We start from the raw sequence: 22,512 nt of genomic DNA, 5'->3' as shown, positions 1-22,512 counted from the left end.
GTGGGTCTATTTGCCCGACGCGAGAGCGTCGGCGCCGCCGACGATCTCGGCGATCTGCTGCGTGATCTCGGCCTGTCGCGCGTTGTTGCGCAGACGGGTGTAGTCGGTGATGAGCTTGTCGGCGTTGTCGCTGGCAGACTTCATCGCCTTCTGCGTCGCGGCGTGCTTGGCCGCAGAGGACTGCAGGAGGGCGTTGAAGACGCGGCTCTGGATGTAGACGGGCAGGAGCGCGTCGAGAACCGTCTCGGCGTCCGGCTCGAATTCGTAGAGCGGGTAGACCTGGGCCGACGACTCCTCCTCGGCCTCGACGACCTCCAGCGGCAGGAGACGCACGGTCTCGGGGCTCTGGGTCATCATGCTGACGAACCGGTTGTACACCAGGTGGATCTCATCCACCCCGCCCTGCTCGCCGCCGCGGTTGTACGCGTCGAGCAGGGTGGCCGAGATCTCCTCGGCGGTGTGGAACTGCGGGGTGTCCGTGTCACCCGTCCACTCCGCAGCGGCCTCGATGCGGCGGAACTGGAAGTACCCGACGGCCTTGCGTCCGATCAGATAGAAGACCGGCTCGCGGCCCTCGGACCGCAGCAGCGCCGCCAGTTCCATTCCCTCGCGGAGGATCTGCGAGTTGAACGCGCCCGCCAGACCCCGGTCCGACGCGAAGATCACGACGGCCGACCGGCGGATGGTGGGCCGCTCCTGCGTCAGGGGGTGATCGACGTTGGAGTGCGTCGCCACCGCGGACACCGCGCGGGTCACCGCGCGGGCGAAGGGCGAGGATGCGCGGACCCGCGCCATCGCCTTCTGGATCCGCGAAGCAGCGATGAGCTCCATCGCCTTCGTGATCTTCTTGGTGGTCTGAGCAGAGTTGATCTTCTGCTTGTAGACCCTCAGTTGTGCGCCCATGATCCTTTACCGGTTCCGCTCAGCGACGGCCCTTGACGATCTTCTCCTGGTTGACGTCCTCGGCCTCTGCCGCGGCGACCTCGTCGCTGCCGGGACGGTTGATCGACTGGCCCTTCCCGGAGCGGAACTCCAGGATGAACTCGTCGACCTTCTTGTCCAGCTCGGCGACGGTGTCGTCATCGAGCACGTTGGAGTCGCGCAGGCGATCGAGGATGGTGGTGTTGCGACGCAGGTAGTCCAGGAGCTCCCGCTCGAACGGCAGCACGTCCTCGACGTCGATCGAGTCGAGCTTGCCGTTCGTGCCCGCCCAGATCGACACGACCTGCTCCTCGACCGGGTACGGCGAGTACTGCGGCTGCTTCAGCAGCTCGGTCAGACGCGCGCCGCGCGCCAGCTGGCGACGGGAGGCGGCGTCGAGGTCGGAGGCGAACATCGCGAACGCCTCGAGCGAGCGGTACTGCGCGAGCTCGAGCTTCAGGGTTCCGGAGACCTTCTTGATCGACTTCACCTGCGCGTCACCACCCACCCGGGAGACCGAGATGCCCACGTCGACCGCCGGACGCTGGTTGGCGTTGAAGAGGTCGGACTGCAGGAAGATCTGGCCGTCGGTGATCGAGATGACGTTCGTGGGGATGTACGCCGAGACGTCATTGGCCTTGGTCTCGATGAGAGGCAGACCCGTCATCGACCCCGCACCGAGCTCGTCGGAGAGCTTCGCGCAACGCTCGAGCAGACGCGAGTGCAGGTAGAAGACGTCGCCGGGGTAGGCCTCGCGCCCCGGCGGACGACGAAGCAGCAGCGACACCGCGCGGTAGGCCTCGGCCTGCTTGGTGAGGTCGTCGAAGACGATGAGGACGTGCTTGCCGTCGTACATCCAGTGCTGACCGATCGCCGAACCGGTGTAGGGGGCGAGGTACTTGAAGCCGGCCGGGTCGGAGGCGGGAGCGGCCACGATCGTGGTGTACTCCATCGCACCGGCGTCCTCGAGAGCACCCTTCACCGCGGCGATGGTCGAGCCCTTCTGGCCGATCGCGACGTAGATGCAGCGCACCTGCTTGGTCGGGTCGCCGGACTCCCAGTTGGCCTTCTGGTTGATGATCGTGTCGATCGCGATGGCGGTCTTGCCGGTCTGACGGTCGCCGATGATCAGCTGGCGCTGACCGCGGCCGATCGGGATCATCGCGTCGATCGCCTTGATGCCGGTCTGCATCGGCTCGTGCACGGACTTGCGCTGCATGACACCGGGCGCCTGGAGTTCGAGGGCGCGGCGGCCGGTGGTCGCGACCTCGCCGAGGCCGTCGATCGGGGTGCCCAGCGGGTCGACCACGCGACCGAGGTACCCGTCGCCGACGGGGACTGAGAGCACCTCGCCGGTGCGGGTGACCTGCATGCCGGCTTCGATGCCGGAGAAGTCGCCGAGGACGACGACACCGATCTCGTGCTCGTCGAGGTTCAGCGCGAGGCCCTGGGTGCCGTCGCCGAACAGCACCAGCTCATTGGCCATGACGCCGGGGAGTCCCTCGACGTGCGCGATGCCGTCGGCGGCGTCGATGACCGTGCCGACCTCGGTCGCGGCGGCGCCGGTGGGTTCGTAGGCCGCGACGAAGTCCTTCAGCGCGTCACGGATGACGTCGGGGCTGATAGAGAGGTCTGTCATGATCTTCCTTCGTTCGGTGGGGCCTCACCAGCGAGTGTGACCCCGAATGCTCCGGCGCTTCCTGGGAAACGCACGGGAAGTCTGTTATCCGGCCAGCCGCTGGCGGAGGTCGGCGAGTCGCGACGACACGCTGGCGTCGATGACGTCGTCGGCGATCTGCACGCGCAGGCCACCGACCACGGTCGGGTCGACCACGGTGTTGATGGAGACCTCGGTGCCGTAGCGGGCGGAGAGCGTCCGCGTCAGACGCTCCCTCTGCGCGTCGCTGAGCGCGACGGCGGTGACGACCGTGGCGACCTTGCGGCCGCGCTGGTCGGCCACGATGCGCATCGCCCAGGTCAGGAGCTGACGCACGCGGCGCTCACGCGGCTGCTGCACGAGGGCGTCGGCGATGACGATCGCCGAGGCGCTGGCGCGACCGGTGAGCAGGGAGGACACGAGCCGACCCTTGGCCGCCGCATCGCCCAGGCGGCTGCCGAGCGCGAGCTCGAGCTCTCCGTTGTCGGCGACGACGCGGGAGAAGGCGAACAGGTCGGCCTCGACGTCGGCCTGCGGCTCCGCCACAGCGGCGGCGCGCACCGCCAGCTCCTCGATGCCCTCGACGAGATCGGCGGCCGACGACCACCGCTCTGCGACCGCAGCGCTCAGAAGGGTGCGCGTGGTGGCCGACACCTGGCGCCCGAAGACGTCGTCGACGACCTTCTGTCGGGCCGGTGCCGGCGCCGACGCGTCGGCGAGGGCCGATGCCAGCTGCGGGGTCTGACCCGCCGCACGCGCGACCCCGAAGAGCTCACGCGCCACGGCGAGGTCGGTGATCGCCGCGGCATCCAGTGCGGCGATGCCCGACACCCGGGCCTGCGTGGTCGCGCTTCCCATCAGAGGCCCTGCTTCTGGCCTGTCGCGGCCTTGGCGGCCTCGTCGGCCTCGAGCTCGGCGAGGAAGCGGTCGACGACCGCCTGGGCCTTCGCGTCATCGGAGAGGGTCTCACCGATCACACCGCCGGCGAGGTCGAGGGCGAGCGTGCCCACCTCGCTGCGCAGCGACACCAGCGCCGACTGCCGCTCCGCCTCGATCTGGGCGTGCGCGGTGGCGGTGATGCGCGCGGCCTCGGAGGCTGCGGAATCCTTCGCCTCGGCGAGGATCTTCTTGCCGTCCTCGCGGGCGGCATCGCGGATCTCGCCGGCTTCGCGCCGGGCGTCGGCGAGCTGCGCGGTGTACTCCTCGAGCGCGGCCTCGGCCTTGCGCTGGGCCTCGTCGGCCTTGGCGATGTTGCCTTCGATCGCGGCAGCGCGCTCGTCGAGCAGCTTCTGCATGCGCGGCAGCACGATGCGCCAGAACACCGCCAGGATGACGATGAAGCACACCGCTGACCAGATGATGTCGTAGTACGCCGGCAGCAGCGGGTTCTGCGACTCACCCTCTTCCGCAGCGAGAGTGACAAGAGCGTTCAGCATCTCGTCTCCTTAAACGTGAGGAAGGGAATCAGGCGCCGAAGATGAAGCCGGTGGCGATGCCGATGAACGCGAGCGCCTCGGTGAACGCGATACCGATCCACATCAGGACCTGGAGGCGACCGGCCAGTTCGGGCTGACGAGCAACGCCCTCGATGGTCTTGCCGACGACGATGCCCACGCCGATGGCGGGGCCGATGGCGGCGAGGCCGTAGCCGACGGTCGCGATCGAACCGGTGACCTGGGCGAGAACCGTAGTTGCATCCACGGGTGTGTTTCCTTTCGGTTGGGTGGGCAGGCCGGAGCCTGCCCGCTCAGTGCTCTTCCGCGACCGCGAGCTGGATGTAGACCGCGGTGAGGATCGTGAAGACGTAGGCCTGCAGGAAGGCGACCAGCATCTCGAAGAGAGTGAAGGCCAGCCCGAAGGCGAGGGTGCCGACGCCGAAGGCCTTCCACAGGCCGTCGGCGGTGAAGAGGAAGAACTGCGTCGCCGAGAAGAACAGCACGAGCATGAGGTGCCCGACGATCATGTTCATCAGCAGTCGCAGGGTGAGCGTCACCGGCCGGATGATGAAGGTGGAGAGGAACTCCAGCGGCGTGACGATGATGTAGAGGAACGGCGGGACTCCGGAGGGGAAGAGGGAGTTCTTGACGAAGTTCTTCGGGCTCTTGCGCAGGCCCGCGTAGATGAAGGTCACGTACGACACGATCGCCAGCAGCAGCGGAACCGCGATGACGCTGGTTCCCGCGATGTTCAGGAACGGGATGATCCCGGTGATGTTCATGAACAGGATCATGAAGAACATCGTCGTCAGCAGCGGCAGGAAGCGGTCGCCGTCCTTGCGCCCGAGCAGGTCGTGCGCGATGTTGACGCGGACGAAGTCCAGGCCCATCTCCACCACGCTCTGGAAGCGGGTCGGGACGATCCGCATGCGGCGCGTGCCGATGACGAAGACGAGGATGAGGACGATCGTCGCGAGCACCTGCACGAGGTTGATGCGCGTGAACTCGATCGGAAGCCCGAGGCCTTCGAGGATGTTCGGCGGGAAGAAGTCCGAGATCGAGGGCGGGTGGAACTCACCGTCGGACGACGAGGTGTTCGCGATCAGTGTCGCAGCTTGAGTAGACAGCGCGGGCTCCAGCTTCGGGGCACCGGTCGAGGACCGTTGCGACGATGGTCGGTGAGAGTCGTTCCGCAGACGCGCGCAGAGCGGCGGGCGGGCGCAGACACCACCCTATCAAACTCAGGGGGCGGCGTTTTTCCCGGTGTCCGGGTCCTTCTCGTCGTCGAGAGGCCGGTTCAGGTCATCATCGGGGTCCGTGGTAGGGAGCGACACGTCGCTGACATGGGGAATGCGCATCCTGGTGAGCACCACCACGTCGATCGCGAGCGATGCCAGGACGCTCACGACCACGGCGACGAAGAACACGGGGCCCACCAGCCACGGCTGCCCGCGCAGGATGATCAGGGCGACGATGAAGATGACGAGCTTGAGGATCCAGCCGCCCATGACGATCCCGAAAAAGACCGGGATGTACAGCGGGTCGCCGAACCAGCGATTGGCGATGAGGATGCTGGCGCCGGTGATGCCGAGGAAGACCGCGGCCAGGATGACGCCCGACAGCGCGCTCCACACCCCGTCCGTGCCGGCCACGAGGCCACCGACGATCGCCGCGGCGACGGCGAGAACCACGGTGACCACCCCCGACCACAGCAGAGTGGTGCGAAGGATCGGATTGCTGGACACATCGGAGGTCATGAGGCTTCCTGGGGGACGTCGGCGGCGCTGCGGCCGCGCTGGCGAGCGGGGAGAAGGGTGACCACGAGGCAGGCGATGACCCCGACGGCGCCGAGGGCGACACCCAGGAGATAGTCTCCCGGCCATTCCTCCTGGGTGCCGACGTACATCAGCAGCACGGCGAGACTGACCACCGCGGTCCACGAATAGAAGATGAGCACGGCGTCGCGATCGCTGTGCCCCATGTCGAGCATGCGATGGTGCAGGTGCTTGCGGTCGGGCGAGAACGGCGACTTCCCGGCCCGCATGCGCCGGATGACCGCGAGGCCGAAATCGAGCAGCGGCAGCAGCACGACGACGATCGGCAGGATGATCGGGATGAAGGCACCCAGCAGCTGGGAGCGGCCGAAGCGCTCGGGGTCGAGCAGCTCGGGCGAGAGCTGCCCGGTGATGGAGATCGCCGAGCAGGCCATGAGGAGGCCGAGCATCAGCGCACCGGAATCGCCCATGAACAGCTTCGCGGGGCTCCAGTTCAGCGGCAGGAATCCGATGCACGCCCCGATGAGCACCGCCGCGATGAGGGTGGCGAGGTTGAAGTACGTGTTCTGTCCTGTGTCGCGGGCGAGCAGATACGAGTACGCGAAGAACACGACGTTGGCGATGAGGCAGACGCCGGCGACCAGACCGTCCAGACCGTCGATGAAGTTGACGGCGTTCATGACGATCACGATCGACAGCACGGTGAGCAGGAAGCTCTGCCAGCCCGAGCCGATGATCAGATCGCCGATCGGCAGCGTGTAGATCTGCAGCCCGCCGAACCACGCGATGATCCCGGCCGCGACGAACTGGGCACCGAGCTTGACCATCCAGTCGAGATCGAACAGGTCGTCCGCGACCCCGACGACGACGATCAGCGCGGTGGCGATGAGGATGGCGATCACCGTGCGCGGCTCGAGCCAGACGATGGAGAAGAACGGGTTCTGCGACGACACCAGGAAAGCCGCCACCACCCCGAGGAACATCGCCACTCCCCCCAGGCGCGGGGTCGGGGTCTTGTGGACGTCGCGCTCGCGGATGCCGGGGTAGAGCTTGAAGCGCAGACTCAGCCGCCAGACCACCCACGTCAGCACGAAGGTGACGGTGGCGGTGAACAGGACCGTGAAGACGTACTGCTTCACCCTCTGCCGTCCGCTCTCACTCGGCGTCGCCCGCCGACGCCGGCTCCGGATCCTCCAGCAGCTCGCCCAGCACGTCGCGCAGCCGTTCGCGACTGATCGCGCCGTCGCGGAGGATGCGCACCCGCCGCTCGGCACCGCGCACCACCAGCGGCGTGGCGTCGACGATCGTCGAGGCGACCCCGACGTCGGCGGGTCCACCGTCGAGGTAGACTGCGATGCTGTCGCCGAGCATGGCCTGGGCCTCGCTGATCTGCACCGCGGCCGGGCGGCCGGTGAGATTGGCGCTGGAGACGGCCAGAGGCCCGGTCTCCTCCAGCAGCTCCAGCGCGATGCGCTGCGCGGGCATGCGGACGGCGACGGTGCCGTGGGTATCGCCGAGGTCCCACGACAGCGACGGCTGCGAGGGCAGGACGATGGTGAGACCGCCCGGCCAGAACTGCGCCACCAGGCGTTCGACCGGCTCGGGGACTTCGGCCACGAGGGCCCGGAGCGTCGCCTGCCCTGCCACGAGGACCGGCGGCGGCGACTGACGTCCCCGACCCTTGGCGTCCAGGAGCCGCTGCACCGCGCGGGCGTTGAAGGCGTCGGCGGCCACGCCGTAGACGGTGTCGGTGGGCATCACGACGAGGTCGCCACGGCTGATGGCCTGTCGGGCCTGCCGCATGCCGGGGAGGAGCTGCTCGTCGTCACGGCAGTCGAAGAGGGTAGACATGACGCCACGAGTCTACGGCCCCGACCTCTCCGTGCCCCGGCTCCCCTCCATCGCGGGCGCGACAGCCGGGATCAGGGACGCAGGGCCGTGGTCGCTCGATCGCGGAGGGTCAGATCACGATGGGTCGCCGCGGCGCGCCATCCGTCCGCCGTCAGCAGGGCGCGGATGTCGGCGCCCTGCCATTCGCCGTGCTCGAGGACGAGGACCCCGCCCGGATGCAGCAGCCGGCGTCCGACGCTGCTCAGCACGCGGACGACGTCGAGTCCGTCGGGACCGCCGTACAGTGCGGCGGGCGGATCGAACAGGCGCACCTCGGGGTCGCGGGGTATCGCGTCGTCGGGAACGTAGGGCGGATTGGAGACCAGCACGGATACCGTTCCGTCCAGCTCGCCGAACGCCGCGGCGAGGTCGACGAATGCGACGCGCGCGTTCGGAGCGCCCACAGCGGCGAAGTTCTCCTTGGCCCACAGGAACGCCTCGACGTCGTTCTCGGCGGCGTGCACCTGGGCGTGGGGAACCTCCGTCGCCAGGGCGAGGGCGATCGCGCCGCTGCCGGTGCCGAGATCGACGGCGATCGGCTCGGGTGAGGCGGCCGCGCGCAGGGCGTCGATCGCGAGCTGGGCGACCATCTCGGTCTCGGGCCGTGGAACGAAGACGCCCGGGCCCACGCGCAGTTCCAGGTGACGGAACGGTGCGCGTCCGGTGAGGTGCTGCAGCGGCACCCGGGTCGCCCGCTGATCGACGAGCGCGTCGAACCGGGAGCGCTGCACGGTGTCCAGTCCGGCACCGCGGATGGCGGCGGCCTGCACCTCACCCCGACCGAGTTCCAGCACGTGCCCCGCGAGGAGCTCGGCATCGACGTCAGCACCGGGGACGCCGGCGCGTTCGAGCCGCGCCCGGGCGTCGCGCAGCGCGTCGGCGAGGGAGATCTCGGCGGGAAGGGTGTTCATGACCGCCGTCCAGACTGTCATATTCGGGCCGCGTCGCCGTGCCTCCCGTAGGCTCTCAGGGTCACCCCCACCGCCCGAAAGGTCACCATGCCCGGCATCCACCCCGACATCACGTCCGCCTTCGGCGACACGCCGCTCGTCCGACTGAACCGGGTCACCGAGGGTCTCGCCGCCACGGTCGTGGCCAAGCTGGAGTTCTACAACCCCGCGTCCAGCGTCAAGGACCGCCTCGGGATCGCGATCGTCGACGCGGCCGAAGCATCCGGTGAGCTCAAGCCCGGGGGCACGATCGTGGAGGCGACGAGCGGCAACACCGGCATCGCACTGGCGATGGTCGGAGCCGCCCGCGGGTACAAGGTCGTCCTGGCGATGCCGTCGTCCATGTCCATGGAGCGCCGCATCCTGCTGCGCGCATACGGCGCCGAGGTCGTGCTGACCGATCCTGCCGGCGGCATGAAGGGCGCCGTCGCGAAGGCGCAGGAGATCGTGGCCGAGACCCCGGGCGCCGTCCTCGCTCGCCAGTTCGAGAACGAGGCCAACCCCGCCATCCACCGCAAGACCACCGCCGAGGAGATCCTCCGCGACACCGACGGCGCCGTCGACTACCTCGTCGCCGGCATCGGCACCGGGGGCACCATCACCGGTGTGGGCCAGGTGCTGAAGGAGCGTGTGCCGGGGGTGAAGATCGTCGCGGTCGAGCCGGCCGACTCGCCGTTGCTGACCAAGGGCACCCCGGGGCCGCACAAGATCCAGGGAATCGGTCCGAACTTCATCCCCGCCATCCTCGACCGGGACGTCATCGACGAGGTCTTCGACGTCGAGTTCGACGACGCCGTCGCCACGGCGCGAGACGTCGGTGCCCGCGAAGGAATCCTCGTCGGCATCTCGTCGGGCGCCGCGGTATGGGCCGCGCTGCAGCTGGCGGCGCGCCCCGAAGCGGCGGGCAAGAACATCGTCGTCATCATCCCTTCCTTCGGTGAGCGCTACCTCTCCACGCCGCTGTACGCCGACCTCCGAGAGGACTGAGCCGGGTCCTCCCGGCGGCGAAGAGCGCTCCCGTGTCCGCCATCCATCCCGATATCACCACCGCATTCGGCGACACCCCCCTGGTGCGGCTGAACATTCTCACCGCGGGCCTTGACGCCGAGGTCGTCGCCAAGCTGGAGTTCTACAACCCCGGCGCGAGCGTGAAGTGCCGCCTCGGCATCGCGCTCGTCGACGCCGCAGAGGCGGCCGGCGAGCTTCAGCCCGGCGGCACGATCGTGGAGTCCACCAGTGGGAACACCGGCATCGCCCTCGCGCTCGTCGGGGCCGCCCGAGGATATCGCGTCATCCTGACCATGCCGGCGTCGATGTCGAAGGAGCGGCGGACGCTGCTGAAGGCCTATGGGGCCGAGCTCGTCCTCACCGATCCGCACAAGGGGATGACGGAGGCCGTCCGCACGGCGAAGCAGATCGCCGCCGACACCCCCGGCGCGGTGCTGGCCCGCCAGTTCGAGCATCCGGCGAATCCCGAGATCCACCGCCGGACGACCGCGGAGGAGATCTGGCGCGACACCGGCGGTCGCGTGGACTACGTCGTCGCGGGATTCGGCACCGGCGGCACCGTCACCGGTGTGGGTCGCGTGCTGAAGGAGCGGAACCCCGACGTTCAGGTCGTCCTCGTGCAGCCGAAGGACTCCCCCGTCCTCACCGAGGGCCGGCCGGGCGGGCATCGCATCCAGGGGATCGGTCCCAACTTCGTCCCCGATGTGCTCGACCGCGACGTCGTCGACGAGATCATCGACGCCGACTTCGACGACGCGATCAGGGTTGCCCGCGATCTGGCCGCACGCGAGGGGATCCTCGCCGGGATGTCGGCGGGCGCCGCGGTGAGTGCGGCCCTGCAGATCGCGCGCCGACCCGAAGCATCCGGGAAGCGGATCGTCGTCATCGTGCCGGACTCGGGCGAGCGCTACCTCTCGACCGCGATGTACGCGGACCTCCGCGACGAACAGGCGGTACCGGCATGATCCTCACCCGAGCCCTCGTCCGCGTGCGCGAGGACCTCGCCGCAGCGAAGCTGCGCGACCCCGCCGCGCGCGGCGCGTGGGAGATCGCCCTGCTCTACCCGGGGCTGCACGCGATCTGGGCGCACCGGGTGTGGCATGCGCTGTGGCGGCGACGGCTGCGTTTCGTGGCGCGCCTCGGCTCGCAGGTCACCCGCTGGACCACCGGCATCGAGATCCACCCCGGTGCGGTCATCGGACGCCGCTTCTTCATCGACCACGGCATGGGGGTCGTCATCGGCGAGACCGCCGAGGTCGGCGACGACGTGATGCTGTACCACGGGGTGACCCTCGGCGGCCGTCAGCGGGAGGGCGGGAAGCGTCACCCCACGCTGCTCGACGGCGTCGCGGTGGGCGCGGGTGCGAAGATCCTCGGACCGATCACGATCGGTGCCCGCTCCGTCGTCGGCGCGAACGCGGTGGTGACCAAGGACGCCCCCGCTGACAGCGTGCTGGTGGGAGTGCCCGCCAAGCCCCGGCCCCGGCGCGAAGGAGAGGACACGCGCGCGGTTCTGACCGCCCCGGAATATGTGATCTGAGCGGTCAGGCCCGCTTCCCGCCCCTGTCGGCTCCGTCGCGTCGCTCGTCGATCCTCCGCTTGAGGAAGATCATCGGCAGGAACAGCGTCGCGAGCGCTGTGATCAGCCACACGATGACCGGCGCCAGGATCCACGTGAGCACGAACGGCTGCCCGATCGTGATGCCTGCCCCGGGAATGAGCACCACGACGATCAGAGCCGCCAGCGTGGAGATGATGCCGATCCCGCCGAGGAGGGCGGGCGCGTTCCGGCGTGCGACGCTCGCGATCCACGGGGTGAGGATGCTCTGCAGCACCGCGAAGATGACGATGGCCAGGGCGAAACCCCACCAGTTGGCCCAGTCGATGCGGAATCCGGGCAGGAGGAGATCTGCCACGATCAGCCCGAGCGCGGCGGAGACGAGGAAGATGAGCGCGCGGATGAGGAAGATGATCACGCGCTCAGGGTACGCCCCGCGCCTCTTGTGCGCGGGGCGGTCCGGCTTCGCCACGCCGCGGGGCGGGAGGGCCGGGCTGACTAGGGTCGGAGGGTGAGCGAACTTCTCGGGATGTCGGCGGTCGATCTCGCTGCCGCGCTGCAGCGTCGCGAGCTCCGCACCGTCGAGGTCGTCCAGGCAGCCCTCGGGCGCGCAGCGTCGACGAGGGACCTGGGGGCTTTCGTCGAGGTGACCGCCGGACAAGCGCTCGAGCAGGCGGCGCGGCGGGACGCCGACACGCCCGACGGACCGCTCTGGGGCATCCCGATCGCCGACAAGGATCTCGTGGCGCGCGCCGGCGTCCCCACCCGGTACGGATCGCGTGCCCGCGCCGATTTCATACCGACCGCATCGGATCCGCTTGCAGCGGCCCTGGACCGGGCGGGCGCCGTGAGCATCGGCAAGACGAGCACCTCGGAGTTCGGTCTCACGGGATTCACCGAGCCCCTCGGGGGCGGAGCCTGGGCGCGCGACCCGTGGAATCCCGGGTACGGCGCGGGCGGGTCGAGCGGCGGCGCGGCGGTGGCGGTGGCCGCCGGCGTCCTCTTGATCGCGCCGGCGTCGGACGGCGGCGGATCGATCCGGATCCCTGCGGCCACCGTGGGAGTGGTGGGACTGAAGCCGTCGCGGGGTCGCCTCCCGCTCGGGTCGGGCCTGGATGCACCGGAGGGACTCGCGGTCACCGGTCCGATCGCCCGGACGGTCGCCGACGCGGCGTTCTTCCTCGACGCGCTGTGCGGACTCGCTCCCTACGACTTCTCGGTGCGTGCGGTCGATGGCCCGCCCTTCCTCCCCGCGACCGCCGCGGATCCGCCGCGCCTCCGCGTGGGCGTCACCACGGTGTCGCCGTGGGACGACGACCTCGAGATCGTGGTGGATCCCGCGGCGGTCGGCGCGCTCGGCGAGGCCGCGAGGATTCTCGCATCCCGTGGACACGAGGTGACCGAGGCCGCGTGGCGGCCGCACGGGTACGGGCCGCTCTTCCGCGTGCTGTGGCGCGCGAGCGCCGCCCGCATCCCCCTCACCGATGATGATCTGCAGATCGTCGAGCCGCTCACCGCGTGGCTCGTGCGCGAGGGAAGGGCCCTCGACGCCCGGGGGCTGCTCGGCGCCCTGGCCGATGCGCGCGTCTTCGAGCGCGAGACGATCGGCGCATTCGCTCCCTACGACGTGATCCTCACCCCGGCGCTCGCGCAGACGCCGCGGCCCATCGGCTGGTACGACCGCGACGATCCCGAGCGCGGCTTCGCCCAGCAGGTGCAGTACGCGCCCTTCAGCAGCTTCGTCAACGTCGCGGGCCTTCCCGCTCTCGTGCTCCCGGTGGCGATGAGTGCCGGGCATCCGGTGAGCGTGCAGCTCATCGGGCGGCCGGGCGGAGAGCGGATGATCCTCGCCGTCGCCGCGCAGCTCGAGCGCCTTCGGGGGCCGCTCCCCCACCCTCCGGCGCCCTGACCTGCCGGTCGCGCTCCGGCGGCGCTTCGGTGGGCGCGCAGCGGAGGAGATCCGCACGTGGGAGGGCTTCCCTGCGGCATCCGTCCTCCGGTGCCCGGGTCTCCTCCGCCGCGCGGCGATGAAGTCCGCGAACAGCCGTCAGGCGTCGCCGCCGAGGGCGGCGAGCCGCTCCTCCTCGTCCGCAGCGATGCACGACTCGATGAGAGCCTCCAGAGCGCCGTCCATCACCTGGTCGAGGTTGTACGCCTTGTACCCGGTGCGGTGGTCGGCGATGCGGTTCTCGGGGAAGTTGTACGTGCGGATGCGCTCGGAGCGGTCCATCCCGCGGATCTGCGACTTCCGGGCATCGGATGCCGCGGCATCCCGTTCCTCCTGCTGACGCGCGAGGAGCCGGGCTCTGAGCACCCGCATACCGGCCTCGCGGTTCTGCAGCTGCGACTTCTCATTCTGCATCGACACGACGATCCCGGTGGGAAGGTGGGTGATGCGCACGGCGGAGTCGGTGGTGTTCACCGACTGACCGCCCGGTCCTGAGGAGCGGAAGACATCGACCTTGAGGTCGTTCGGGTCGATCTGGACCTCTTCGGGCTCGTCGACCTCAGGGAAGACGAGCACACCGGTGGTCGAGGTGTGGATCCGCCCCTGCGACTCCGTGGCGGGAACCCGCTGCACACGATGGACGCCGCCCTCGTACTTCAGGTGCGCCCACACGCCCTGCGCGGGATCGGTCGAGGATCCCTTGATCGCCACCTGCACGTCCTTGAAGCCGCCGAGGTCGGACTCCGTGCGCTCGAGGAGCTCGGTCTTCCAGCCCTTCGCGGCGGCGTACTGCACGTACATCCGCAGGAGGTCGGCGGCGAACAGCGCGCTTTCCGCTCCGCCCTCGCCGGCCTTGATCTCCATGATCACGTCGCGGGCGTCATCCGGATCCCGGGGGATTAGCAGCCGCCGCAGCTTCTCCTGAGCGTCCGCAAGCCGGGCCTCCAGCGACGGGACCTCCTCGGCGAACGATGCATCCTCCCGGGCGAGGTCGCGCGCGGCATCCAGATCCTCGGATGCGGCGAGCACCGCCTCGTGCGCCGCGACGATGCGCGACAGCTCGGCGTACCGCCGGTTGACGCGCTTCGCACGCGCGGCGTCGGCGTGCACGGCCGGATCGGACAGCTCGTGCTGCACCGCCGCGTGCTCGTCGATCAGCGCGCGGACGGACTCCCACATCGCGGGCTCAGCCACGGACGATCCGCTCAGCGGATGCTGTTGTCGTGACCGTGGCTGCTGCCGTGGCCGCCGTGACCGCCCTGCGCGGGCGCCGGCATCGACTTCTGCATCTGCACGAGGAACTCGACGTTCGAGCCGGTCTCCTTGAGCTTGCCGAGCACGACCTCCAGCGCCTGCTGGGGGTCCAGGCCCGCGAGTGCGCGCCGGAGCTTCCAGGTGATCTTGACCTCGTCGGCCGACATCAGCATCTCTTCGCGACGCGTCGACGAAGCGTTGACGTCGACGGCGGGGAAGATGCGCTTGTCGGCGAGCTGACGGTTCAGACGCAGCTCGCTGTTGCCGGTGCCCTTGAACTCCTCGAAGATCACCTCGTCCATCTTCGAGCCGGTCTCCACCAGCGCGGTGGCGAGGATCGTGAGCGACCCGCCGTTCTCGATGTTGCGCGCGGCGCCGAAGAACCGCTTGGGCGGGTACAGGGCCGACGCGTCGACCCCGCCGGTGAGCACGCGACCCGAGGTGGGCGCGGAGATGTTGTAGGCACGGCCGAGGCGCGTGATCGAGTCCAGCAGCACGACGACGTCGCGACCGAGCTCCACCAGGCGCTTCGCGCGTTCGATCGCGAGCTCGGCGACCGTGGTGTGGTCCTCGGCGGGACGGTCGAAGGTCGAGGCGATGACCTCGCCCTTCACCGTGCGCTGCATGTCGGTGACCTCTTCGGGCCGCTCGTCGACGAGCACGACCATGAGGTGCACCTCGGGGTTGTTGATCGCGATGGCGTTCGCGATCTGCTGCAGCACGATCGTCTTGCCGGCCTTCGGCGGCGCGACGATGAGACCGCGCTGACCCTTGCCGATGGGGGCGACGAGGTCGATGATCCGCTGTGTAAGCTTCTCGGGCGCCGTCTCCAGGCGCAGGCGCTCCTGCGGGTACAGCGGCGTGAGCTTGCCGAACTCGACGCGCTCCGCGGCGTCGTCGACCGACAGGCCGTTGACCGCGTCGACCTTGACCAGCGCGTTGTACTTCTGCCGACTGGACTGCTCGCCCTCGCGCGGCTGCTTGATCGAGCCGACGACGGCGTCGCCCTTGCGCAGGTTGTACTTCTTCACCTGACCCAGCGAGACGTAGACGTCCTGCGGACCGGGGAGGTAGCCGGTGGTGCGGACGAAGGCGTAGTTGTCGAGCACGTCGAGGATGCCCGCGATCGGGATGAGGACGTCGTCCTCGTTGACCTCGGTCTCGAACTCGTCGACCTGACCCTGCCCGCGGCGCTTGTTGCGCTGACGACCGCGGCCGCCCGTCGAGGAGGTGTCGTCATCGGACGCGTCGGGGCCGGCGTTCGCGGCGACCGCGGCGTTCTGGTTCTGCGCTCCGCGCCCGCTGCCGCCCTGATTCTGGCCGCCCTGGTTCTGGCCGCCCTGGCCGTTGCCGGTCTCCTGCGCGTTGCCGTTCTGGCCGCCGCGGTTGCGGTTGCGATTGCGGTTGCGGCTCCGGCCGCGCGAGGGGGTCTCGTCGGCGTTGTCGTCACGGCTCCCCGCGTCGGCGCCACCCTCGGACGAGGACGACGCGTCGTCGGACTTCTCGGCGGTCGGCGCCGCCTCGTCATCCTCGGTCGTGCTGTCATCCGAAGGAGCCTCCGCCGGACCATCAGCGGTGTCGGCGGCGTTCGGCGTGGATGCGGCGTCGTCGGCCGTGTCCTCGGCAGAAGGCGCCGCCTCGGTAGCTGAGGTCGCGGTCTCATCCGCAGCGGGCTGGTCAGCGGCGGGCTGGTCAGCGGCGGTCGCGTCGACCGCAGCAGCCTTCTCCGCCTTGGTGGCGCGGGTGCGCTTGGGGCGAGTGGTCGCCGTGGCGCCCTCGGTCTTGGCCCGACGGGGCGCTCGCTTACGCGGCGCGGTCTCGGCGGGCGCGTCGTCGGCAGGTGCCTCGGCAGGCGCCTCCGCGGCGGCGACGTCGGCAGGCGCCTCGTCGGCGGGGGCCGCATCGGCGGCCGGTGCCTCCGCAGCGGCATCGGCGGGCTGGGCGGCGGGCTCGTCGGACGGCGTCGCCTCGGCGGCGGCGTCCGTCGTCTCTTCCGCGTCCGCCGGAGCGGCGCCTTCGGACTCGGCGGCCTCGGCCTGGTTGTCAGGGGTGGTGTTCGGGTCCGTGGCGGCCGCCTCGGGCGCGTCGGCGCGCTCGTCGGTGGTGTCGTCAGGGGTGTGGACCTCGGAGATGGACTCCACGAGTCCTCCTTCTCAGCAGATTGCAGGCAGATGAATGTCAGACGGTGCACGATGACCGCACGCGCGGCAAAGCAGAATCTCGTCCATGGCCCGGCGACCTGGCGTGGCTAGAGCGCTTCGGCAGGACGAGAGGTGTGCGGTGGTTTCGCAGATTTGCGACGGAGGCCAGATTCACGTGTCACGTGGAACCCTCCGCGTACTCCCTCACTGTACCACCCTTGACGTCGACGGCCAGCATGAGGGCCTCCCACGGGGTGTCGGTGGCGCGCTGCGCGACGTCTACCGCTTCGAGGCGCCGACCCGGTCCGTCGGCGAGCACGAGGACGCTGGGGCCTGCTCCGGAGACCACCGCGGCGAAGCCGACGGCTCGGAGCGCCCGCACCAGCCTGTCGGTGTCGGGCATCGCCTGCGCGCGGTAGTTCTGGTGCAGCTTGTCCTCGGTGGCCGCGAGCAGCAGCTCAGGGCTCTGAGTCAGCGCGGCGATCAGCAGCGCCGACCGCGACACGTTGAACACCGCGTCTTCGCGCGGCACCTGAAGAGGCTGCAGACTCCGCGCGACCGACGTCGACATCGTGAACTCCGGGACGAACACCAGCGGTGCGACACCCCGATGCACGAGCAGCTTCTTGTGCTGCGGGCGTCCGTTGTCGACCCAGGCGATCGTGAGTCCGCCGAAGAGCGCCGGCGCGACGTTGTCGGGGTGGCCCTCCATCTCGGTGGCCAGGTGGAGGAGGGTGTCGTCATCCAGATCGACGTCACCGGCGAGGAGCCCTTTGGCCGCGAGGAGGCCTGAGACGACCGCCGCGCCCGAGGACCCGAGTCCCCGTCCGTGCGGGATGACGTTCACGGCGCGCAGGCTCAGCCCCGGCATCTCGCGCCCGACCGCGTCGAACGCGTAGCGGATGGCGGTCACCACCAGGTGCGAGCCATCCCGCGGGACACCCTCCGCACCCTGCCCCTCGACCTCGATCTCGAGGCGACCGGGTTCGAGCGCGGTGACGGTCAGCTCGTCGTAGACGCTGAGCGCGAGGCCGAGAGTGTCGAATCCGGGGCCGAGGTTCGCACTCGTCGCCGGCACCCGCACGACGACTTCTCGCCCCACGGGCACCCCGCTCACGCCGGCGCCGCGACGGGGGCGAGCTCGAGGACCGAGGCGACCTCGGTGGTCGCGGCGTCGACGACCGTCGGCTGCACCTCGGAGCCGTCGGCATTGCGCAGCGCCCACTGCGGGTCCTTCAGCCCGTGCCCCGTGACGGTGAGCACCACGCGCGACCCGGCGGGGATGACACCGGCCTCGGCGCGGTCGAGCAGCCCGGCGACGCTGATCGCCGACGCGGGCTCGACGAAGATGCCGACCTCTCCCGAGAGGAGCTTCTGCGCGGCGAGGATGCGCTCGTCGTCGATGGCCCCGAAGTAGCCGTCGGTGGCCTCGCGCTCTTCGATGGCGAACTGCCACGACGCGGGGTTTCCGATCCGGATGGCGCTGGCGATCGTCTCGGGATGACGCACCACCGAGCCGGTCACCAGCGGCGCGCTGCCGGCCGCCTGGAACCCGAACATCCGGGGCACCCGCGTGGCCACGCCCCGCTCGACCTCCTCGCGGTAGCCGCGCGAGTAGGCGGTGTAGTTGCCGGCGTTGCCGACGGGGATGAAGTGGAAGTCCGGCGCATCGCCGAGCACCTCGACGACCTCGTACGCCGCGGTCTTCTGGCCTTCGATGCGGTCGGGGTTGACCGAGTTCACCAGATGCACGGGGTAGTTGTCGGCGAGCTCGCGCGCGATCTCAAGGCAGTCGTCGAAATTGCCGCGGATCTGGATGAGCCGGCCCTGGTGTGCGACAGCCTGGCTGAGCTTGCCCATGGCGATCTTGCCCTCGGGCACGAGGACGGCCGCGGTGATGCCGGCGTGCGCGGCGTAGGCCGCCGCCGAGGCGGAGGTGTTGCCCGTGGACGCGCAGATGACCGCCTTCGCGCCGTGCTCGACGGCGCGTGAGAGGGCGACCGTCATGCCTCGGTCCTTGAACGATCCGGTGGGGTTCATCCCCTCGTACTTGACCCAGACGTCGGCGCCCGTGCGCCGGGACAGCGCCGGGGCCGGCAGAAGGGGTGTGCCTCCCTCTCCCAGGGTGACCACGGTGGAGTCGTCGGTCACTCCCAGTCGATCGGCGTATTCGCGGAGGACTCCCCGCCAGACGTGCGCCATGTCACTCTCCTTCCACTCGCAGCACCGACACGACCCGCTCGACGACGCCGCTGCCGGCCAATCGTGCCACGGTCTCGCTCAGGTCCTGCTCCTTGGCTTTGTGCGTGCCGATGACCAGGCGCGCGGTGTTCTCGGGGGTCTGGGGCGCGATGCCGCCGCCGGGGACGGGTTCGCCGGCGACCGTCTGCTCGACGGTCGCGATCGACACACGGCCCTCGGACAGGATGCCCGCCACCGTGGCGAGCACCCCCGGCTGATCGTCGACTTCGAGGGTGATCTGGTAGCGCGTGGTGACCCGGCCGATCGGCACGACGGCGAGGTTGGCACGGGTGGACTCCCCCACGCCCACGCCGCCGGCGATGTGACGCCGAGCGGCGGAGACCACATCGCCGAGAACGGCGGAGGCGGTCTGCACGCCGCCGGCCCCCGCGCCGTAGAACATGAGGTTGCCCGCGGCTTCGGCCTGGACGAACACGGCGTTGTTGGCGCCGTGGACGCTGGCGAGGGGGTGGGCGCGGTCGATGAGCGCGGGGTACACCCGCACCGAGATCGACTCGGAGTCGTCGGCATCGCGCAGCCGCTCGCAGACGGCGAGAAGCTTGATCACGAGGCCGGCGTGCCGCGCGGCATCCATCATCGCCTTATCGATGCCCGTGATGCCCTCACGGTGAACCGACTCCAGCGGAACCGAGGTGTGGAAGGCCAGGCTCGCCAGGATCGCGGCCTTCTGTGCGGCGTCGTAGCCCTCCACATCCGCCGTCGGGTCGGCCTCGGCATACCCGAGACGCTGCGCGTCGGCGAGCACGTCGGCGAACTCTGCTCCCTCGGTGTCCATGCGGTCGAGGATGTAGTTGGTCGTGCCGTTGACGATGCCCATGATGCGCTGCACGCGGTCGCCGGCGAGCGAGTCGCGCAGCGGCCGGATGATCGGGATCGCGCCCGCCGCGGCCGCTTCGTAGTACACCTGCGCTCCGACCTGGTCGGCGGCGTCGAAGATCTCGGGGCCGTGGGTGGCGAGGAGCGCCTTGTTGGCCGTGACGACGTCGGCGCCGGAGTTGATCGCCTGCAGCAGGTAGGTGCGTGCCGGCTCGATCCCGCCCATGAGCTCGATCACGATGTCGGCGCCGACGATGAGGCTCTCGGCGTCGGTGGTGAACAGCTCCTTGGGCAGGTCGGTCTCGCGCGGCGCGTCGAGGTTGCGCACCGCAATGCCGGCGAGCTCGAGGCTGGCACCGGCCCGATCGGCGAGCTCGGCGCTGTGCAGACGCAGCAGCGCGGCGACCTGCGAGCCGACGGCGCCGGCTCCCAGGAGCGCCACGCGCAGGCGACGGTAGTCAGGCATGGGGTCCCTTCGTTGATGCGTCGGCCGGCCGCACCGCGGCGCCGACGTCTCGGGCGAGGAGGTCGTCCACGGTCTCGCCGCGGACGATGAGCCGGGCCTGGCCGTCGCGCACGGCGACGACCGGGGGCCGGGGTACGGCGTTGTAGTTGCTCGCGAGCGAGTAGCAGTAGGCGCCGGTCGCGGGGACGGCGAGCAGATCACCGGGGGCCACGTCGCCCGGAAGGTATTCGACGTCGACCACGATGTCGCCGGCCTCGCAGTGCTTGCCCACGACCCGGCTGAGCGCAGGGTCGGCGGTGCTCGTGCGCGAGGCGACACGGGCGGAGTACTGCGCACCGTACAGCGCGGTGCGGGCGTTGTCGCTCATTCCGCCGTCGACGCTCACGTACAGCCGATCGACGCCCGACTCGAGATGCACGGGCTTGACCGTGCCGACTTCGTACAGGGTCACCCCCGCTTGGCCCACGATGGAGCGTCCGGGCTCGAAAGCGAGGCGGGGAACGGGGATGCCGCGGGCCGCGCACTCCTCGGCGACCGCACCGACGATCGCCGCGGCGAGGTCCGCGATGTCGGTCGGCTCGTCGGCCTCGGTGTAGGCGATGCCGAACCCGCCGCCGAGGTTCAGGGCGGGGACGTCGCCCTCATCGAGCAGCGCCGCGTGCAGGTCGATGAGGCGCGAGGCGGCCTCGCGGAACCCGGCGACCCCGAAGATCTGCGACCCGATGTGGGAGTGCAACCCGCCGAAGCGCAAGCCCGGGATCTCCCGGATCCGCGCGACCGCGGCGGGAGCGTCGTGCAGGGCGAAGCCGAACTTCTGGTCCTCGTGCGCGGTGGCGAGGAACGAGTGGGTCTCGGCGTGCACTCCGCTGTTGACGCGCACGAACACGGTCTGAGGACCGGTGCGCGGCGCGTCGGCGCGCGCGGTCAGAGAAGCCAGCCGCTCAATCTCGATGTGGCTGTCCACGACGATGGAGCCGACGCCCAGGTCGATCGCTCGCTCGAGCTCGGCGACGCTCTTGTTGTTGCCGTGGAAACCCACAGCCGCGGCATCCGCTCCGCCCGCGATCGCGATGGCGAGTTCCCCGCCGCTGGCGACGTCGACGCCCAGGCCCTCTGCGGTGACCCACCGCACGATCTCGGTCGACAGGAACGCCTTTCCCGCGTAGTAGACGCGCACTGTCGTGCCGTGCGCGGCGGCCGCGCCCTCGAAGGCGTCGCGCACCCGCCGGGCGTGCTCACGTACCTCGGACTCGTCCATCACGTACAGCGGGGTGCCGAATTGCACCGCCAGCGCGGTCGCCGCGACTCCGCCCAGCACGAGCTCTCCGTCATCGCCGCGGTGGGCGCGCCCGGGCCACACGCCGGCGGCGAGGGCGTTCGGATCGGCGGGCACGACTCGAGCGGGAGACGAGCCGGGCGATGGGGCGGCGGACACGGGTGGGAGACCAATCGGTGGATGCTTCGGCGCGACGTCGACCGGGATCGCCGGTGTGACGGGCTGCCTCGACCGGAGGACTCACGCGTCGGGCAGTCCTTGCAGTCTAGGGCAGAGCCCCGCTACCCACCGGTCGCGTGACGGCGCCACGATGATCTCCGCCCGTCAGGCGCACGTGCCGTTCTCCTGCAGGGACGCGTCGCGGACAATGGCCGGGTCGATGTCGAAAGCCCCGATGAGCCGGTCTCCGTCGACGGCGAGGCCGGTGAGGGTGATGCCCGCGGGCAGATCGCCGGCGATGCAGATGGTCCAGTCCCGCAGCAGCCCGTCGACGAGGCCGCCGAACTGCTGCCGCACCCCATCGGCGGTCAGCTCCGCTCCCGCGACCTCGACCGCCGACGGAGTGAGGGCGAGGTCGCCGTCCACAGCCGAGGGGATGACCGCGACCGTGACCGGTACCTCGATCCCGAACACGGGGAAGGACGTCGACAGACGGACATCCGGAGCGTCCAGGTCCACCTCGGCACCGTCGGGGAACCCCTCGAGTCCGGTGAGCAGGCTCTGAAGCTGCGCGCGATCGAGGGTGACCGATCCACTCCCGGCCTCGAGGTCGGCGTCACCGCGGATCGGCACTCCCTGGGTGCGCACGTCGATGTCACCGGTCAGAGGACCGATCGTGACGTCGTCGGAGGAGATGGTGAGGTCGTCGAGGCTGCCGCGGATGAGCTGAGGAAGGACGGCGCCGTCGACCTCGACGTCGATCGGCTGGTCGGCGGGAAGGTCGAGGGCGGTGATCACCTGCTCCCGGACGGTGCTCTTGACGAGGTCGCGCGCGATCGCCTCCCCCACGAACCAGGCCGCGACGGCGAGGCCCGCGACGAACAGGACCGCCAGCAGCCACGGCCAGACCCGCCGGCGACGCCGCGCGGGCGGCTCGGTGGCGACCGCCCACTCCGGGAGTGGCCGGGTCGGCTGGGTGTCGCCGGCAGTCACGG

General features: G+C 70.1%; 22 protein-coding genes. 4 read left to right on the top strand and 18 right to left on the bottom strand.

Annotated elements, in window-relative coordinates; genetic code table 11:
• Window positions 1-6: 6 nt before the first annotated feature.
• The 10 genes from QSU92_RS14865 to prmC form a co-directional block, all read right to left on the bottom strand.
• Window positions 7-903, bottom strand: a complete 897-nt coding sequence (locus QSU92_RS14865; protein ID WP_289263010.1) for a F0F1 ATP synthase subunit gamma — start codon at window positions 901-903, stop codon at window positions 7-9.
• A 19-nt stretch (window positions 904-922) separates the two neighbouring features.
• On the bottom strand, window positions 923-2,560 hold the full coding sequence (atpA, locus tag QSU92_RS14860) for a F0F1 ATP synthase subunit alpha (protein ID WP_289263008.1): 1,638 nt from the start codon (window positions 2,558-2,560) through the stop codon (window positions 923-925).
• 84 nt (window positions 2,561-2,644) lie between these two features.
• A complete protein-coding gene (locus QSU92_RS14855) occupies window positions 2,645-3,436 on the bottom strand; it encodes a F0F1 ATP synthase subunit delta (protein WP_289263006.1) in 792 nt (263 codons plus the stop codon).
• The gene (locus QSU92_RS14850) at window positions 3,436-4,014 is read right to left on the bottom strand and encodes a F0F1 ATP synthase subunit B (RefSeq protein WP_289263004.1); all 579 of its coding nucleotides are present in this window, start codon (window positions 4,012-4,014) and stop codon (window positions 3,436-3,438) included. The genes QSU92_RS14855 and QSU92_RS14850 overlap by 1 nt, the downstream gene beginning before the upstream one ends.
• Before the next feature lie 28 nt (window positions 4,015-4,042).
• On the bottom strand, window positions 4,043-4,279 hold the full coding sequence (atpE, locus tag QSU92_RS14845; RefSeq protein ID WP_124292836.1) for an ATP synthase F0 subunit C: 237 nt from the start codon (window positions 4,277-4,279) through the stop codon (window positions 4,043-4,045).
• A gap of 46 nt (window positions 4,280-4,325) precedes the next feature.
• Entirely contained in the window at window positions 4,326-5,120 is a 795-nt protein-coding gene (gene atpB, locus QSU92_RS14840) for a F0F1 ATP synthase subunit A (protein ID WP_289265923.1), read from the bottom strand.
• Between the two features lie 135 nt (window positions 5,121-5,255).
• Entirely contained in the window at window positions 5,256-5,771 is a 516-nt protein-coding gene (locus QSU92_RS14835; protein WP_289263000.1) for a Cg1360 family ATP-synthase-associated protein, read from the bottom strand.
• On the bottom strand, window positions 5,768-6,928 hold the full coding sequence (locus tag QSU92_RS14830) for an MraY family glycosyltransferase (protein ID WP_289262997.1): 1,161 nt from the start codon (window positions 6,926-6,928) through the stop codon (window positions 5,768-5,770). Before QSU92_RS14830 ends, QSU92_RS14835 begins: the two co-directional genes overlap by 4 nt.
• A 16-nt stretch (window positions 6,929-6,944) precedes the next feature.
• A complete protein-coding gene (locus QSU92_RS14825) occupies window positions 6,945-7,640 on the bottom strand; it encodes an L-threonylcarbamoyladenylate synthase (RefSeq protein WP_289262995.1) in 696 nt (231 codons plus the stop codon).
• Between the two features lie 71 nt (window positions 7,641-7,711).
• Window positions 7,712-8,590, bottom strand: coding sequence for a peptide chain release factor N(5)-glutamine methyltransferase (gene prmC / locus QSU92_RS14820; RefSeq protein WP_289262993.1), 879 nt, complete (start codon window positions 8,588-8,590; stop codon window positions 7,712-7,714).
• A gap of 87 nt (window positions 8,591-8,677) precedes the next feature.
• Here prmC and cysK (QSU92_RS14815) point away from each other — a divergent pair, with 87 nt between their 5' ends.
• From cysK (QSU92_RS14815) to epsC, 3 genes are read left to right on the top strand one after another with little or no spacing between them, the layout of a single operon-like run.
• Window positions 8,678-9,616 carry a cysteine synthase A gene (gene cysK, locus QSU92_RS14815; protein ID WP_289262991.1) on the top strand — a complete coding sequence of 313 codons (939 nt, stop codon included), beginning with the start codon at window positions 8,678-8,680 and terminating at the stop codon, window positions 9,614-9,616.
• A 32-nt stretch (window positions 9,617-9,648) separates the two neighbouring features.
• Window positions 9,649-10,602 (top strand): cysteine synthase A, encoded by a 954-nt coding sequence (gene cysK, locus QSU92_RS14810; protein WP_289262989.1) that lies wholly within the window; start codon window positions 9,649-9,651, stop codon window positions 10,600-10,602.
• On the top strand, window positions 10,599-11,177 hold the full coding sequence (gene epsC / locus QSU92_RS14805) for a serine O-acetyltransferase EpsC (RefSeq protein ID WP_289262987.1): 579 nt from the start codon (window positions 10,599-10,601) through the stop codon (window positions 11,175-11,177). Before cysK (QSU92_RS14810) ends, epsC begins: the two co-directional genes overlap by 4 nt.
• 4 nt (window positions 11,178-11,181) lie before the next feature.
• Here epsC and QSU92_RS14800 read toward each other — a convergent pair whose 3' ends face one another.
• Window positions 11,182-11,613: a hypothetical protein gene (locus QSU92_RS14800; RefSeq protein ID WP_289262984.1), complete on the bottom strand. Its 432-nt coding sequence runs from the start codon at window positions 11,611-11,613 to the stop codon at window positions 11,182-11,184.
• 93 nt (window positions 11,614-11,706) lie between these two features.
• Between QSU92_RS14800 and QSU92_RS14795 the strand changes: the two genes are divergently transcribed.
• Entirely contained in the window at window positions 11,707-13,104 is a 1,398-nt protein-coding gene (locus QSU92_RS14795) for an amidase (protein WP_289262982.1), read from the top strand.
• A gap of 138 nt (window positions 13,105-13,242) precedes the next feature.
• On the opposite strand, the gene prfA is transcribed toward QSU92_RS14795, so the two are convergent.
• The 7 genes from prfA to QSU92_RS14760 all read right to left on the bottom strand — a co-directional run bounded on the left by prfA (window position 13,243) and on the right by QSU92_RS14760 (window position 22,510).
• On the bottom strand, window positions 13,243-14,322 hold the full coding sequence (gene prfA, locus QSU92_RS14790; protein ID WP_289265922.1) for a peptide chain release factor 1: 1,080 nt from the start codon (window positions 14,320-14,322) through the stop codon (window positions 13,243-13,245).
• Window positions 14,323-14,348: 26 nt separating this feature from the next.
• Window positions 14,349-16,538, bottom strand: coding sequence for a transcription termination factor Rho (gene rho, locus QSU92_RS14785; RefSeq protein ID WP_289262981.1), 2,190 nt, complete (start codon window positions 16,536-16,538; stop codon window positions 14,349-14,351).
• A gap of 178 nt (window positions 16,539-16,716) precedes the next feature.
• Window positions 16,717-17,655, bottom strand: coding sequence for a homoserine kinase (gene thrB, locus QSU92_RS14780; protein WP_289262979.1), 939 nt, complete (start codon window positions 17,653-17,655; stop codon window positions 16,717-16,719).
• Window positions 17,652-18,740: a threonine synthase gene (gene thrC, locus QSU92_RS14775; RefSeq protein WP_289262977.1), complete on the bottom strand. Its 1,089-nt coding sequence runs from the start codon at window positions 18,738-18,740 to the stop codon at window positions 17,652-17,654. The genes thrB and thrC overlap by 4 nt, the downstream gene beginning before the upstream one ends.
• Window position 18,741: 1 nt before the next feature.
• Window positions 18,742-20,082 carry a homoserine dehydrogenase gene (locus tag QSU92_RS14770; protein ID WP_289262975.1) on the bottom strand — a complete coding sequence of 447 codons (1,341 nt, stop codon included), beginning with the start codon at window positions 20,080-20,082 and terminating at the stop codon, window positions 18,742-18,744.
• Entirely contained in the window at window positions 20,075-21,517 is a 1,443-nt protein-coding gene (gene lysA / locus QSU92_RS14765; protein WP_289262972.1) for a diaminopimelate decarboxylase, read from the bottom strand. Before lysA ends, QSU92_RS14770 begins: the two co-directional genes overlap by 8 nt.
• A 165-nt stretch (window positions 21,518-21,682) precedes the next feature.
• The gene (locus QSU92_RS14760; protein WP_289262970.1) at window positions 21,683-22,510 is read right to left on the bottom strand and encodes an LmeA family phospholipid-binding protein; all 828 of its coding nucleotides are present in this window, start codon (window positions 22,508-22,510) and stop codon (window positions 21,683-21,685) included.
• Window positions 22,511-22,512 lie beyond the last annotated feature (2 nt).

The sequence above is a fragment of the Microbacterium sp. ET2 genome, assembly GCF_030347395.1.
GTDB lineage: Bacteria > Actinomycetota > Actinomycetes > Actinomycetales > Microbacteriaceae > Microbacterium > Microbacterium albipurpureum.
Note: the sequence above shows the minus strand (reverse complement) of the source record. Positions and strands in the feature narration are given on the sequence as shown.

Bases quoted from the DNA above. Each gene is read 5' to 3' on its own strand.
- QSU92_RS14825 (WP_289262995.1), bottom strand. From the start codon at position 7,640: ATGTCTACCCTCTTCGACTGCCGTGACGACGAGCAGCTCCTCCCCGGC.
- QSU92_RS14855 (WP_289263006.1), bottom strand. From the start codon at position 3,436: ATGGGAAGCGCGACCACGCAGGCCCGGGTGTCGGGCATCGCCGCACTG.
- QSU92_RS14835 (WP_289263000.1), bottom strand. From the start codon at position 5,771: ATGACCTCCGATGTGTCCAGCAATCCGATCCTTCGCACCACTCTGCTG.
- QSU92_RS14770 (WP_289262975.1), bottom strand. From the start codon at position 20,082: ATGCCTGACTACCGTCGCCTGCGCGTGGCGCTCCTGGGAGCCGGCGCC.
- thrC (WP_289262977.1), bottom strand. From the start codon at position 18,740: ATGGCGCACGTCTGGCGGGGAGTCCTCCGCGAATACGCCGATCGACTG.
- QSU92_RS14865 (WP_289263010.1), bottom strand. From the start codon at position 903: ATGGGCGCACAACTGAGGGTCTACAAGCAGAAGATCAACTCTGCTCAG.
- atpA (WP_289263008.1), bottom strand. From the start codon at position 2,560: ATGACAGACCTCTCTATCAGCCCCGACGTCATCCGTGACGCGCTGAAG.
- cysK (WP_289262991.1), top strand. From the start codon at position 8,678: ATGCCCGGCATCCACCCCGACATCACGTCCGCCTTCGGCGACACGCCG.
- epsC (WP_289262987.1), top strand. From the start codon at position 10,599: ATGATCCTCACCCGAGCCCTCGTCCGCGTGCGCGAGGACCTCGCCGCA.
- prmC (WP_289262993.1), bottom strand. From the start codon at position 8,590: ATGAACACCCTTCCCGCCGAGATCTCCCTCGCCGACGCGCTGCGCGAC.
- QSU92_RS14850 (WP_289263004.1), bottom strand. From the start codon at position 4,014: ATGCTGAACGCTCTTGTCACTCTCGCTGCGGAAGAGGGTGAGTCGCAG.
- prfA (WP_289265922.1), bottom strand. From the start codon at position 14,322: ATGTGGGAGTCCGTCCGCGCGCTGATCGACGAGCACGCGGCGGTGCAG.